Raw genomic sequence first — 14862 nt, forward strand, 5'->3', positions numbered from 1 at the left:
GAATCAATTCCCTTCGATGGGCGCGGGAGCGGTGAGGCGCTCCAACCGGGCCCTGGCAAGTTGATAGGAGGCGAGCGCTTCGATCGAAGCCGATCTCGTTTCGATCAGCGTCCGTTCGGCATCGAGCAATTCGAGCTGTCCGAACTTGCCCTCGCGGTATCCGATGCGCGCTATCCGCGCGGCCTCCATCGCCGCCGAGAGCGCCGGGCCGCTGGCAACCCGCGCCGCGGCCGCCGCATTGTGCACTTCGACCTCGGCGTCGCTGATCTGCTGCTCGACGTCGAGCGCGGTCATGCGGCGCTGCGCATCGGCACGGCGCCGTCTGGCGTTGGCCGCTTCGACCGCGGCGCGCCCGTTGTTGAACAGCGGCAGCGGCATCGAGATGCTGAAGACCGCCGCGACGTCGCTGGTCGCCTCGATCCGGCGGACCCCCGGCCCGACCGTCAGGTCAGGCGCGCGCTGCGATCTTGCGAGTTGCACGCCTGCGTCCGCTGTCGCGAGTTCGGCTTCGGCCGCGGCGAGCGCGAGGCTGCCAGCCGAGGAAGCGGGGCGCGGCGGACCCACCGTTCCGCTTGTCGGCCCGCCGAGAATGCTGACGTCGAGTGGCCCGGTGATCGGACGTCCGACCCGCCGCGCGAGATTGGCGCGCGCAGCGTCCGCGAGACGCCGTGTCCTGTCGACATCGACTTCGGCGTTGAGGCGCGCGACTTCGGCGCGTTCCTGTTCGAGCGGCGAGGCGCGACCCGCTTGCACGCGAACGGTCGCGGCACGCGCCGTGTCGCTGGCGATCCGGAACTGGTCCTCGGCGATCGCGAACCGGATTCTGGCAGCCGCGGCCTGAATATAGAGTTCGGTGACCTGCAACCGGATATCGGCCTGTACGATCGTCCGGGCGAGGAGCGCGCGGCGTGCCTCGGCATCGGCCACTGCGATCCGTGCTCGTCGCTTGCCGCCGAGTTCGAGCGGAATGGCGAGACTGGCGGTGACGTCGGCGCCGTTGACCCCGCTATAGGGGCCCGTGCCGACGAAATTCTCGACTTCGACCAGCAGCGCGGGATTGGGCCTGAGGCCTGCAACCCGGCGTCCGGCCTCGGCCGAATCGACCTCCGCCGTCGCGGCTTCCGCTGCCGGAGCGCTGCCGGTCGCGAGCGCGATGGCATCGTCGAGCGTCAGCAACGGCTCCGATATTGGCCGGCTCACGACGCCGGCCTGCTGTGCATGCGCGATTGCGACGCACGATGTGGCTGCCACCAGGGCAGCAACGAACCTGAACATAAGATCCATCCTCAATTGATCCGGGGGATCGCCGCACGACGCGGCGAGCGCGCTCAGATCGCGAGAGGTGGATCGAGAAGGGGGGGCAGGGTGCGCGAGGGAAGCTGCGTGACGCCAGACGCGAACAGCGGCGCGCGCGCGAACGTCCATGGGGTATCGGATGCAGGCCGCAAGTCGGGCGCGACGGGACAATGATGGTGGCCGCCATGCATCAGCTTCGATGCCGGCTCCTGACTGTCCCGGTCGCCGTCATCGGCCGAAAGATGGAAGGCGGCTTCATCGGCAGTGGCATGCGCCGACGCGGGTTCGGCCAGATGCATGCTGCAAAGCAGCACCCCGATAATCATCAGCAGTCGCATCATCGCACCCGGCATGACTGCTTCCCTTATCGGCCCGAAGCCATTTTGTCGCGCTGCGAAATCAGCGCTTCGAGGTCGGATGGGATCGGCATCGGCTTGAAGGCGCTGATCCGGGCCCGGCCCGTATTGCCGACCGGCAGGCGCCCCGTGAGCGAGCCGAGCGGCACGAGCGCGAGACGGAACAACTGCCCGGCGGCCTCGCGTCCATCGCCTAGCGCGAGCGCGTAGCCGAGCATGCGCCAGTGCGAAGCGAGGTGAAGCGCGAAAAAGGACTGCGCGACGACATGCGCACGTTCGAGCGCGATCCAGGCGGAACGGCCATCACCGGCGGTGCGCGCCGCGCGATAGCGATCAAGCTCGCCCGCGATCAGCTTCCTCGCCTGCTTCCGATCGATCGTGTCCACGAAATCTCCCTTGGTCGATTCGCGCCTTTATGCGCCCTGTAGCGGCTACAGGGTCAAGCCTTAGGGTCGAAATTCCCCTCTGGGCTGGGAACCGACTGGGGGCAGCCGGTTCTGCGCGCGGTCCGAATTCATCCTGAATGGAGGCGGTCGGTGCCCCCGCATCACCCCGCACGGATTTCGCCGATGGTCTTGCCGGTCCATCGGCGGATCGCGCGGCGCAGGTTCGCGCTGTCGCTGAAACCCACTTTCCAGGCCACGTCGTCGACGCTCATGCGGGTCGTCTGCAGATATTCGATGGCCAGCTTGCGGCGCACGTCGTCGACGATCTCGCCATAGCTGGTGTCCTCGGCCGCGAGGCGGCGGCGAAGCGTGCGCTCCTGCAGGCCGAGCTGGTCCGCGATCGCCGTCATCGACGGAAAGTGGTTCGGGGTGAGCAGCAGCAGTTGATAGACCTCGCCCGACAGGCCCGACGACATCCGCGACTGCCCGATCAGCCGGTCGCATGTTTCCTCGAGCATCGTCCTCGTGAGGCGATTGCCCAGTTCCGGCGTCTGCTCGAGGATGCCGATCGGATAGTGAAGCTCGTTCGCCTCCTGCGCGTACAGGCAGGGGCAGGACAATTCGCGCTCGTCCTCCGCCGAATGGGCGTCTTCGGCGAGCGCGAACAGCGCGCGGACCGGCAGATTGTCCGATCCCGCCGTGTCGTGGATGTGCGTGTACGTCATCTTCATCTGCTGGCGGACGAGGAAGGTGCGCACGTCGCTGCTCATCACGTCGCGATAGATTTCGTGAAACTGCCAGATCGCGAACTCCCCCTCGATCCGCCAGCCGAGGCGCACGGTGGGGGTGGCGAGCGGCTGATACCGCACCGCGAAATCGAAGAAGTCGCGCATCGTCGGCGAGCACATCAGCGCATAGCCGTACATGCCGTAGGCCGACAGGTGGAGGCGCGACCCGATCGCGAACGCATCGCTGAACTGGGCGCCGGCGGACACGATGTTCTGGCAGGCGATCAGATATTGGCCGATCGACGTCAGCGTATGGGGATTGCGCACTTCGGCGAGCGTCAGGCCGGTGCGGTCGAGCACGGTCTCCGGCGCGATGCCGCGGCCAGCCACCGTGTCGATCACGGTGGCCAGCTTGAAAGGCGCAAAGATGCGTTGATTCAGCGAAGGAAAGCCGGCGCGGCCATTGCCGTTGGCGAATGCGCCTTGACCATCATCGACAGGCATATCGTTCCTCAGAATAAAGCGTGTCCGCCAAAGACACAGCGATGTCCGCTAATGCTCTTACAAACCGCTCTGGCAAATCATAAGCACGACATCAAGCCGGCAGAGCCCGGCGCCAGGAAAAGCCTAGCCAGGGAAGAGGAACATCATGTCGATCAGAACCATTCTCAAGGGACGCCGCGCGCGCATGCTGTGCGGGTCCGCAATCGCGGCGGCCATGCTGGGCGCAACGGCTGCCGCTCATGCCCAGAGCGCCGACGATAGCCAGGACAGCGCGGCGGAAGCCGATACGGAGATCGTCGTCACCGGCACGAGCATCCGCGGCATTCCGCCGACCGGATCGGGCCTCATCAGCGTGTCGCGCGAAGACGCAAAGCTGATCGGCGCGGCGAGCACCCCCGAACTGCTGGCGACCGTGCCGCAGCTCAACAGCTTCAACACCGCCCCGCGCACGAGCAACGGCGGCCTCGGCTCCTTCGCGCCGGGCCTGCGCGGCCTGCCGTCCGCCGCGACCCTGCCGCTGATGAACGGGCATCGCCTGATCTCTGGCAGCACCCAGCAGACCAATCCCGACTATCCGTTTCTTCCCGAACTCGCGATCGAGCGTGTCGAGATCGTCGCCGACGGCGCATCGGCGATCTACGGCTCCGACGCGGTCGCGGGCGTCGTCAACTTCATCACCCGCAAGCGCGTATCGGGGATCGAGGCCAACGTCCGCTACGGTTTCGCGGACGATTATCACGCTCTCAACGCGGGCGTCCTTTTCGGGCACGAATGGAGCAGCGGCTCGTTCGTCGCGGCCTATCAATATTCGCAGAACGGCAACATCACCGGGGCGGACCGCCGGTACCGGTCGCTCGACTTCCGGGCGGCCGGCGGTATCGACACGCGTTCGGCGGTGTGCCCGGACGCCAACGTCAACCTGTTCACCGGACCGATCTATGCCGCGCCCGGCCTGGCGCCGGGCCTCAACACCTGCGACCCGCGCGGGCCGGTCGATCTCGTTCCGGAGAACCGCACGCACAGCCTGTTCGTTTCGGCGCGGCAGGATCTGTCGTCCAGCGTCACATTGTGGGGCGACCTGCTCTATTCGGATCGCAAGGACGTGGTGCAGGCCGCGCTGCCGGGCCAGACATTCGTTCTGATAACCGCGACCAACCCCTTTTTCCGGGCCCCGCCGGGCACCGGCGCCCTGTTCGAGTTCGTCGATTTTCGCCCCGACAATCTGGTCGGCGCGGATCATTTCGACCAGACCTATCGCGTCAGGACCGGCAATGCGACGGCCGGGATCGACGTCAAGCTGCCCGGCGACTTCAAGGCGAGCCTGTACGGGACCTTCAACTGGTCGCGCAACGATACTTTCCAGCCGGGGATCGACACCACCGCCCTGACGGCGGCGGCGGCCGGGACCACGACCGCGACGGCGCTCGATCCGTTCGGTACCGGGACCAGCCCCACCGTCGTCGCCGCCATTCTCGACAATCCGACCGACTTCACCAATCATCAGCGCACCCGGATCGGTGCCGTGAAGGTCGACGGCCCGCTGGCCGATCTGCCGGGCGGCGAGGTCAAGGTCGCTCTTGGCGCCGAATATCGCCGCGAAACATATGATCAGCGCGGATCGAGCGGCGGCGTCGGATTTCCCGAGGATCTGAAACGCAGCGTCCAGTCGCTGTACGGGGAATTGTTCGTGCCGATCGTCGGCGAAGGCAATGCCTCGCCGATGCTCCGCAGCCTCGCGCTGTCGCTTTCGGGGCGCTACGATCATTACAGCGATTTCGGTTCGACGACCAATCCGAAGGTCGGCATCACCTGGGAGCCGGTGGACGGGTTGAATTTTCGCGGAAGCTACGGTCGTTCGTTCAGGGCGCCCGGCCTTCGCGATCTGGGTTCGACCGTCGGTTCCTATTATGCTGCCGCGGCGCTCGTCGATGCTTTCGGCGCCCGCGATCCCCTGCGCGGCGCGGCACAGGTCAACACGATGCTGCTTTACGGCGGCAACCAGAATCTGAAACCCGAAAAGGCGCGGACCTTTTCGCTCGGCGTCGATTTCCGGCCCGTATTCGCTCCGGGATTCAGCGCCGGCGCGACCTTCTACGACATCAAATATAATGACGTCATCGGCACGCCGTCGGGCCTCGGCGCGCTGCTCTTCACCGACCCGACCTTTGCGTCGCTCGTCATCCGCGACCCGACCGCCGCGCAGGTCGCGGCGGCGATTACCGACACCGTTCCCTTCTTCTACACCTTCTCGGCGGTGCCGACGATCGAGAACATATTGGACTTGCGCCAGGGGAACTTCGGCATCCGCAAGACGAACGGGATCGATTTCGATGTGCGTTACCGGCATACGGCGGGTTTTGGCACGATTTTCGGCGGCGTCGCCGGCAACTATGTCCTGAAATACCGGACCCGGTTGTCGCCGACCTCGGCGGTCAGCGATTCGCTCGAGGCGGGCATCCCGCGAACCACGCTGCGCACGACGCTGGGAGTCACGGCGGGGCCGGTCACTCTGGTCAACTTCGTCAATCATCGCAGCGGGGTCACCGCTTCCTTTGCGACGCCGACCGGGTCGGGCCTCTATCATTCGAAGGGCTACACCACGGTGGACCTGCGCCTGTCCCTGCGGCTGCCCGATACGGGTTTCGCCAGGGGAACGGAGATTGCGCTGCAGATCAACGATCTGTTCGACAAGAAGCCGCCCTTCTTCCCCGGGACGGACGGCATCGGCGGCGCCCATAATGCGATCGGCCGCTATGCGGCGATGAGCCTGCGCACCGCCTTCTGATGCCATGGGCGGCGATCTTCGATGAGGTCGCCGCCCGTCGTTCACCCGCCTGATCGAGCGGAACTGGGGCCGGTGCAGCGCTCCTCGTCATATCTCCCTGAAATGAAACAAGGTCTGTTATGAGTCATGCCAGCAACAGCGCGGACGCCCCGGCTCCCGTTCCGCAGATCCGCCTGTATTCGGACTGGCTCAAGACCACGCACGATCTGGAATTCGCGGAATATGAGGATTTGCGCCGCTGGTCGGTCGACGATCTAGAAGGCTTCTGGCGCAGCATCTGGGATTATTATCGGATCGAATCCCCGACGCCGTTCGCGGCCGTGCTCGGCGAAGACGCCATGCCGGGCGCGCGCTGGTTCGACGGGGCGCAGGTCAGTTACGCCCGGCACGTGTTTCGCCATGCGGTCCCCGCCGACGCCGCCGGCCAGCCCGCGATCGTCGCCGAGAACGAACGCGGCGACCGGGCGGTCCTCAGCTGGGCGGACCTCAGGCGGCAGGCGGCGTCGCTGGCGCTCGAACTGCGCCGGCACGGGGTCGGGCGGGGCGACCGCGTGGCCGCCTATCTTCCCAACATCCCGGCGGCGGTGATCGGCCTCCTGGCATGCGCCAGCCTGGGGGCGATATGGACGCTGTGCTCGCCCGACATGGGGGCCAATGCGGTACTCGACCGCTTCCGCCAGACGAGGCCCAGGGTGCTGATCGCGGTGGACGGCGTCGCCTATGGCGGCAAGGCCATGGACCGCAGCGCCGCCGTCGCCGAGATTCGGCGTCAACTGCCCTGCATCGAAGTGCTGCTCGTCATCGACAGCGGATTCGGCGAGGACAAGGTGCCGGGCGCCGTCGCCTTCGAAGAGGCGGTGGCGCGCGACGATGCCGAGGTCGCGGCGTTCGAACCCGAATGGCTGCCCTTCGATCACCCGCTGTGGATTCTCTATTCGAGCGGGACCACCGGCCTTCCCAAGCCGATCGTGCACGGACATGGCGGGGTCCTGCTCGCGACCTGTGCGGGCCAGCTCCATTTCGATCTCGGACCGAGCTACGCCCCGAACAATTTCGGCGACCGTTTCCACTGGTACAGCGCCACCGGCTGGGTGATGTGGAACATTCAGGTCGGCGGCCTGCTCAGCGGCACGACCATCTGCCTGTTCGACGGATCGCCCAGCGGGCCCAAGGGGACTCCCGACTGGACCCGGCTGTGGCGGTTCGCGGCGCGCAACGGCGTGACCTGGTTCGGGGCCGGCGCGGCCTTTTTCACGAGCTGCCAGAAGGCCGGGCTCGACCTGTCCCGGATCGGCGGCCTCGAATCCGTTCGCGCGCTCGGCAGCACCGGCTCGCCGCTTCCGCCCGACGTCCAGCGCTGGGGTTCGGCGCAATTCGCCGGATTGGGCCGCCCCGATATCTGGTGGTGCAACGTCAGCGGCGGGACGGAGATCGCGGCCGCCTTCATGGCCGGCAATCCGGAGCTTCCCGACACGCCGGGGCGATTGCAGTGCCGCCACCTCGGCGCCGCGATCGAGGCGTGGGACGAGCGGGGCAAGCCGGTGATCGGCGAAGTCGGCGAACTCGTCTGCACGCGCCCTTTCCCGAGTATGCCCCTGCATTTCTGGGGGGACGAGGACGGCAGCCGCTACCGCGAATCCTATTTCGCCGAATGGCCGGGCATCTGGCGCCACGGCGACTGGCTGACGATCGGCACCGACGGCGGCTGCACGATCTCGGGGCGCAGCGATGCGACGATCAACCGGCACGGCCTGCGCATGGGCACCGCCGAAATCTATTCGGCGGTCGAACGATTGCCACAGATCGCCGACACGATGATCGTCGACATCGAGGGCGCGGACGGCGACAGCCAGCTGATCATGTTCGTCGTTCCGGCCGAGGGACATGGCGTCGATGCGGCGATGGAGGCGGCGGTGGCGACCGCCATTCGCGCCAGCCTGTCGCCGCGTTTCGTGCCCGACCGGCTGATCGCCGCGCCCGGCATTCCGCGCACGCTGTCGGGCAAGAAGCAGGAACTGCCGATCAAAAGGCTGTTCGGCGGCTGGCCCGTGGCGAAGGTGATCAATGCCGACGCGACCGCTACCCCGGAGGTTCTGCCCTGGTATATCGATCGGGCGCAGCGCTGGCGGCGCGACATGGACGCAAAGATGGCGCCGCACGCGGGAGAGGCGATGTAAGGGCGGGAGCCGCCGGCGCGCGCCGGCCGGATCGGGAAAACAATGGGCAGGGAAGGTGCTAGGCATATGGACAGGAACGGATCGCCGGATCGGCCGGGCATCGTGGACAGCCGCGCACCCGGCCATCGCGGCCTGGTGCTCGGCATGCTGTGCTTCGTCTATGTGCTGAATTTCCTCGACCGCCAGCTCGTCTCCATTCTCGCCAAGCCGATCCAGGATGGCTTGCAGATCACCGACAGCCAGCTGGGCCGGATCACGGGATTCTATTTCGCGCTCTTCTACTGCTTCATCGCGATCCCCGTCGGCTGGCTGGCGGACCGCACGAACCGGGTGAAAGTCCTCTCGCTCGCCTGCGGCCTGTGGAGCGCCGCGACCGCGGCGTGCGGCATGGCGGCGAATTACGGGCAACTGGTGGTCGCCCGCATGGCGGTCGGCGTGGGAGAGGCCGGCGGCGTGCCGCCATCCTATGCCATCATCTCCGACAGCTTCCCGCGCGAGCAGCGGGGAACCGCGATGGGCATCTTCAATCTCGGCCCGCCGCTCGGGTCCGCGCTGGGGGTGGCTTTCGGCGCCTCGCTGGCGGCCGCCTATGACTGGCGCGTGCCGTTCTACGTCGTCGGCGCGGTCGGGGTGCTGACGGCGGTGCTCGTCTACCTGATCGTTCCGGAGCCCGCGCGCGGCCAGTTCGACCCGGCGCCCGTTTCCGCCGTCGCCGCGGAGCCCGGTCAGGGCTTCGGGCAGGCAATCCGCAGCTTCTTCGGCAACCGGATTCTCGCGGTCACCGCGCTTGCGAGCGGCGCCGCCAATTTCATCACCTATGGCCTCAGCAATTTCGCCACCCTGTTCCTGATGCGCGAGAAGGGGATGACGCTGGAGGAGGTCGCGATCTGGTATGCGCTGGCCGTCGGCATCGGCATGGGGGCGGGCATTTTCGTCTCCGGCCGCCTCATCGACCGCTTCGGGGTCCGGAACAAGGCGGCCTATGCCAGCATTCCGGCGCTGTCGCTGCTGCTCGCCCTGCCTTTCTTCCTGGGTTTCGCCACCGCGGAACGCTGGGAGGTCGCGCTGGCGCTGCTCTGTGTGCCGCTGTTCCTCAACTCCTTCTTCCTGCCCGCGACGGTCACCTTCGTGCAGGGAGAGGTCGATCCGGATGCGCGGGTCATTTCGGGCGCCTTGCTGCTCCTCGTGATGAACCTGATCGGCCTTGGCCTCGGCCCGACCTTCGTCGGCATGGCGAGCGATTTCTTCCGCCCGGAATATGGCGGGCATGCCTTGCAGATGGCCTTTTATGCGCTGGCGCCCATGTACCTGATCGCGGCGCTGCTGTTCCTGTGGCTCGCCCGTCTGATCAGGCGGGCGCCTTCCGCCGCCGTTCCGGAGCGGCGCGAAGCCAATCCTGTGTGAAGGGCTGGGGAAGCGGGGAACGAAGTGAAGGTGACAGCTTTGCGGAGACAGACATGAAACGGAAAAACAGCCTTGCCGCCGCCGCGGTCCTCATCATGGGGTGGATGGTCCCGAGCGATGCGATGGCCCTGGCGCCGACCCCGGCGCCGGATGCCGTCGCCGCGCGTTGCAACGGCCTCGCCGTCCTGCGGCTCCCCGATACGAGCATCGTCAGCGCGGCGCTGGTTCCGGCCAAGGCGGCCGAGACGACGATTGCGGGCGAGACGCCCGGTTACCGGAGCTTCTGCCGCGTCGTCGCGCGCGTGCGCTCGGCGCCCGATTCCGACATCGGCGTCGAAATCTGGCTGCCCGCCCAGGACTGGACCGGCGTCTTTCACGGCAATGGAAACGGCGGCTTCGCCGGCGTTCTCGCTGGCGGCTATTCGGGGATGGTCGACGGGTTGCGGCGCGGATTTGCGACCGCGACGACCGATGCGGGAACCGCGCCCGCCTCGCCGCTGGAGGGCGATGCCCTGATCGGCCAACCGCGCAAGTGGCGCGACTGGGGCCGCCTGTCGACGCATGTGATGACCGTGACCGGAAAGGCGATCACCAGGGCCTTCTACGGTCGCGACGCCCGGCGCTCCTATTACACCGGCTGCTCGACCGGCGGCCAGCAGGGCCTGATCGAATCGCTCTACTATCCGGCCGATTACGACGGAATCCTCGTCGGCGCGCCCGTCATCAACCGGACCTGGGGCCATGCTGCGGTGCTTTGGGACTATGCCGCCGCGCATCGCGCGCCCGGCAGCCTGCTCTCCGACGCCAAGCTGAAGCTGCTCAACAAGGCGGCGATCGCGACCTGCTGGCGACAGGGGCACGGTCTGGCGGGGGACCGGTTCATCTCCGATCCCCTGAGTTGCAGCTTCGACCCCGCGGTCCTGCAATGCATGGGCGCGGCATCGGACGCCTGTCTGTCCGAAAACGAAGTGGCCACCGCGCGCGCCTTTTATTCGGGACCGACGGGCCGCGATGGCAAGGCGAGCTATTTCGGCTGGCTCCCGGGAAGCGAAATGCCCGACACCTTCGGCTGGTCCTTCCTGCAAACGCCGATCAACGGCCAGCCGCCTTTCGGCGCGCTTTTCAAATGGGTGTTCGGCGCCGACTGGGACTGGAAGGGGTTCGATTTCGATCGCGACATGCCCGCCGTCGATGCGCGTCTGGACCCCATCGTGAACGATGCCACGCGCGGCAGTCTAGAGGCGTTCGCCGCGCGCGGCGGCAAGCTGATCATCTATCACGGTCTGGCCGATACGCTCGTCGCGCCGGGCCAGTCGATCGCATTCTATGAGCGGCAGGCGGCGCAGCTTGGTGGCGGCCGCAATCTCGCGGACAGCGCGCGCCTGTTCCTCGCGCCCGGCATGATGCATTGCGGCGGCGGCACCGGCCCCGACGCCTTCAACGCCACGCTCGGCATCCCACCACGACCGCCGGCCGACGATGCGAAGCATGACATTTTCTCGGCCCTGATTGCCTGGACCGACAGCGGCGAGGCGCCCGATCATGTCATCGCGACGAAATTTTCGGCCGAGGATACGGGCGAGATCGCCATGCAGCGACCGCTCTGCCCCTATCCGCGGAGGGCGGTGTATCGCGGCTCGGGTTCGACGCGGTCGGCAAGCAATTTCATCTGCACCGGACCCGACGATCGCTGACGCCGCTCCAAGGCCCGTGGCGATTCGGTTTCGACACCGTTTCTCCCTTTCGTCACCCTGAACTTGTTTGGCAATTATCCCTTTCGGACAGGTAGCTGTTCCCCGGCGAAAGCCGGGGTCCACGCGGAGCAGCGCCATCTGGGCCCCGGCTTTCGCCGGGGAACGGGCCGTGATGGAGTATTTGCGGGGCGGCGAAAAAGTGCAGCCCATGACTATGGTCTGTGGGGATTTGGCGTTCTGTGCAGTTTCTCCCATTCGTCACCCTGAACTTGTTTCAGGGTCCATGGTCTGCGCTCGAATGAAAGGCGGCACAAAAGGGAAGGTCCGGCCATGGATGCTGAAACGAGTCAGCATGACGAACGAATGAGGCAGCGCGCCGAAACCCGAATCCCCATAGACCATAAAGAATGATGACATTGGATTGACCCGGTTCGCCATCGCGACCCCGGATCAAGTCGGCAATTATCCCTTCTCGACAAGTCACTGTTCCCCGGCGAAAGCCGGGGTCCAGATGGCACAGCGCTGCCCCGCATGGACCCCGGCTTTCGCCGGGGAACAACTCCCTACTTGCCTGAAGGGTATATATCCCGACCTGATCCGGGGGAAGCAATCCGGGGCGGTCTGCGCGCGCTCCGGATTGCGGCCGCGCCGTCGTCAGGCCCCGGACCCCAGGAAACGGGGGAACAGGATGTCGTTCTCGATATGGATATGGTCGGTCAGATCGGCCGACAGCTTGGCCAGGCCCGCATACAGGGCCCGCCAGGTCCCGCAGCCGCCCTCCGGAATCTGCAGGCCCTGCGTGAGGCCATCGACCGCCCGCAGGAAGGCGCTGTGATCGTCATGCTCGGCCATCATCACCATGATCGGCGTGCCGATTTCGGGGCGTCCGCCTTTCTTCATCTGCGGAAAAAGGACCAGTTCCTCCTTCTGCATATGGATGGTCAGCTCGCCGAGCATCTGTTTCAGCAACGCGGCAAGCCCCGCAGGGACCGCCGGGTGGCCCTGATGCGCCTGCTCGACGCGCTGCGCCATCTGGATGAGTTCGGGAAGCTCCCGGCTGTGCACGCGGTGATAGCGCCCGATGATATGATCGACGAGAGCGGGGGTCTCCGCTGCGTCGACCGGGTCGGCCGTTTCGACGGGATTGCTTGCCATATCACGACCTCCATCTGTCGCCGCAAAGATCGGCGGATGCCTCGATTTAAAATAGGTATCTAACATGCGTATTTTGCGACGATGCACGACCGATGTCAAGATAAAGCGGCCCGGCATGGCGCCGCGGCGCGCGATGACTGCCCGCTGTGTCCCTTGAAGGTCAGACCCGGCAGTCGGTCCGCGATGCCGAAAGGGCGGCGATGATCGCCTCGCGCTGCGCGGCCGGCAGTTCGGGCCGCCCGACGACGGCGAGTTCGAGCCGCTCGGCATGCCCGGAGATCGGCCGGAAGGTCAGACCGTCGATCACCAGATGCGCGAGCGACGCGGGCGCGAGGATGACGCCTTCACCCGCGGCGGCGAGCGCGGCCGCGGTGATGAAATCGCCCGTGGCCCTGATCCGGGGACGAGCCCCGACCTTGCGGAGCAGACGCCGCACGGTCTCGGCGAGCTCGTCCTCGACGTCGAACTGCGGCGTCAGAAAACATTCGGGCACCAGATCGCCGATCGCGATGCTGTCGTGGCGGGCGAGCGGGTGCGTCGTCCCGAGCCCGAGCAGCATCGGCTCGTGGTGGCGGGCCAGCACCGCCGCGCCGCGCGGCCACGACGGGCGGGGGCGGACGATCGCGACGTCGATGCGGCCTTCGGCCAGTTCGCGAAGCTGCGCGGGCGTTTCGATCAGCCGCGGCTCGATTTCCAGATCGGGAAAGGCCGTGCGCAGGCCGCGAACCATGTCGCTCAGCAGCGCGGTCATCGCGCCCGAAAAGACATAGCCGATGCGAAGCGGCCCCGTCGCCCCTCGCGCGACATTGCGTCCGAGCTGTTCGGCGCGCAGGAGCCCGGCGAGCGCGTCGCGCGCTTCGTCGTGAAACAGCTCGCCCGCCCGTGTCAGCGTGACCTTGGACCGGCTGCCGCGGTGAAACAGGCGCGCGCCGAGGTTTCCCTCCAGTCGCTGGAGCTGGCGGCTCACGACCGGCTGGGCGAGGCCGAGGCGGTCGGCCGCGCGGACGAAACTGCGCTCCTCGGCAATCGCGAGGAAAATTTCGAGCGGGCGGCGGTCGAGCATCTTTCATTCCTGAATGCGATGGAATAATGATTTTAATGACATTGATAGAATGAAAATCGGGCGTCAAGGGACGCCGAAAGGAGTATGTTCGATGGCTGATATCCGACCGTTCGACTGGGAAGACGCTTTGGGGCTCGATGCCCAGCTGGAGGAAGAGGAACGGATGATCCGCGACGCCGCGCGCGCCTTCGCCACCGATCGCCTGCTGCCGCGCGTCGTCGACGCCTTCGCCGAGGAGCGGACCGATCCGGAGATCTTCCGTGAAATGGGCGAGCAGGGGCTGCTCGGCGTGACGGTGCCCGCCGGATATGGTGGCGCCGGCGCCTCCTACGTCAGCTACGGGCTGGTCGCGCGCGAAATCGAACGCATCGATTCGGGCTATCGCTCGATGATGAGCGTCCAGTCGAGCCTCGTCATGTATCCGATCCTCGTCTATGGCAGCGAGGAGCAGCGGCAGCGTTATCTGCCCGGCCTCGCGCGCGGCGAACTGATCGGCTGCTTCGGGCTGACCGAGCCTGACGCGGGGTCCGATCCCGCCGGGATGCGGACCCGCGCGCGCAAGGTCGACGGCGGCTTCCGGCTCAGCGGCAGCAAGACCTGGATTTCGAACGCGCCGATCGCCGACGTTTTCGTCGTCTGGGCGAAATCCGATGCGCATGATGGCGCGGTGCGCGGCTTCCTGCTCGAAAAGGGCATGGCCGGCCTTTCGGCGCCGAAGATCGAGGGCAAGCTGTCGCTCCGCGCCTCGATCACCGGCATGGTCCTGATGGACGACGTCTTCGTTCCCGACGATGCGCTCCTCCCCGGCGTTCAGGGGCTGAAGGGCCCCTTCGGCTGTCTCAACCGGGCGCGCTACGGCATTTCGTGGGGCGCGCTGGGGGCGGCCGAATTCTGCTATGCCGCCGCACGCAATTACGGGCTGGAACGGCACCAGTTCGGGCGGCCGCTCGCCGCGACCCAACTCTTCCAGAAGAAGCTCGCCGACATGGCGAGCGAGATCGCGCTCGGCCTCCAGGCCAGCCTGCGCGTCGGCCGCCTGCTCGACGAAGGCGGCATGGCTCCCGAAACCATCTCGATCGTCAAACGCAACAATGTCGGCAAAGCACTCGACATAGCCCGCACCGCCCGCGACATGCACGGGGGCAATGGGATCGCCGGCGAATATCATGTCATCCGCCACATGGTGAATCTCGAAACCGTGAACACCTATGAGGGCACGCACGACATGCATGCCCTCATTCTCGGCCGTGCCATAACGGGGATCGCGGCTTTCTGAACCGATGGGCCGGCCACAGCGGCCGGCCCGCACATGCG

11 protein-coding genes are annotated in these 14862 nt (G+C 66.6%); 5 read left to right on the top strand and 6 right to left on the bottom strand.

Annotation, left to right across the window (positions count from 1 at the left end; all coding sequences use genetic code 11):
• Positions 1-3 precede the first annotated feature (3 nt).
• From AC2S9W_RS09515 to AC2S9W_RS09530, 4 genes are all read right to left on the bottom strand, one after another.
• Positions 4-1275, bottom strand: a complete 1272-nt coding sequence (locus tag AC2S9W_RS09515) for a TolC family protein (protein WP_076074681.1) — start codon at positions 1273-1275, stop codon at positions 4-6.
• A gap of 53 nt (positions 1276-1328) precedes the next feature.
• Positions 1329-1649: a hypothetical protein gene (locus AC2S9W_RS09520; protein WP_076074683.1), complete on the bottom strand. Its 321-nt coding sequence runs from the start codon at positions 1647-1649 to the stop codon at positions 1329-1331.
• A gap of 11 nt (positions 1650-1660) precedes the next feature.
• Entirely contained in the window at positions 1661-2038 is a 378-nt protein-coding gene (locus AC2S9W_RS09525) for a DUF3703 domain-containing protein (RefSeq protein ID WP_234002600.1), read from the bottom strand.
• Positions 2039-2199: 161 nt separating this feature from the next.
• Positions 2200-3270, bottom strand: a complete 1071-nt coding sequence (locus AC2S9W_RS09530; protein ID WP_067182456.1) for an AraC family transcriptional regulator — start codon at positions 3268-3270, stop codon at positions 2200-2202.
• Between the two features lie 145 nt (positions 3271-3415).
• On the opposite strand from AC2S9W_RS09530, the gene AC2S9W_RS09535 reads away from it, so the two are divergent.
• The 4 genes from AC2S9W_RS09535 to AC2S9W_RS09550 all read left to right on the top strand — a co-directional run bounded on the left by AC2S9W_RS09535 (position 3416) and on the right by AC2S9W_RS09550 (position 11330).
• The gene (locus AC2S9W_RS09535; protein WP_486572028.1) at positions 3416-6055 is read left to right on the top strand and encodes a TonB-dependent receptor plug domain-containing protein; all 2640 of its coding nucleotides are present in this window, start codon (positions 3416-3418) and stop codon (positions 6053-6055) included.
• 119 nt (positions 6056-6174) lie between these two features.
• Entirely contained in the window at positions 6175-8232 is a 2058-nt protein-coding gene (locus AC2S9W_RS09540) for an acetoacetate--CoA ligase (protein WP_076074688.1), read from the top strand.
• Positions 8233-8298: 66 nt separating this feature from the next.
• On the top strand, positions 8299-9636 hold the full coding sequence (locus AC2S9W_RS09545; protein WP_076074690.1) for a spinster family MFS transporter: 1338 nt from the start codon (positions 8299-8301) through the stop codon (positions 9634-9636).
• 53 nt (positions 9637-9689) lie between these two features.
• The gene (locus tag AC2S9W_RS09550) at positions 9690-11330 is read left to right on the top strand and encodes a tannase/feruloyl esterase family alpha/beta hydrolase (RefSeq protein WP_486572029.1); all 1641 of its coding nucleotides are present in this window, start codon (positions 9690-9692) and stop codon (positions 11328-11330) included.
• 654 nt (positions 11331-11984) lie between these two features.
• Here AC2S9W_RS09550 and AC2S9W_RS09555 read toward each other — a convergent pair.
• Positions 11985-12602, bottom strand: a complete 618-nt coding sequence (locus AC2S9W_RS09555) for a hemerythrin domain-containing protein (protein ID WP_083675045.1) — start codon at positions 12600-12602, stop codon at positions 11985-11987.
• A gap of 43 nt (positions 12603-12645) precedes the next feature.
• Positions 12646-13548 (bottom strand): LysR family transcriptional regulator, encoded by a 903-nt coding sequence (locus AC2S9W_RS09560; protein ID WP_076074696.1) that lies wholly within the window; start codon positions 13546-13548, stop codon positions 12646-12648.
• Positions 13549-13639: 91 nt separating this feature from the next.
• Between AC2S9W_RS09560 and AC2S9W_RS09565 the strand changes: the two genes are divergently transcribed.
• The gene (locus AC2S9W_RS09565) at positions 13640-14824 is read left to right on the top strand and encodes an acyl-CoA dehydrogenase (protein WP_076074699.1); all 1185 of its coding nucleotides are present in this window, start codon (positions 13640-13642) and stop codon (positions 14822-14824) included.
• Positions 14825-14862 lie beyond the last annotated feature (38 nt).

The sequence above is a fragment of the Sphingopyxis sp. 550B genome, assembly GCF_057401805.1.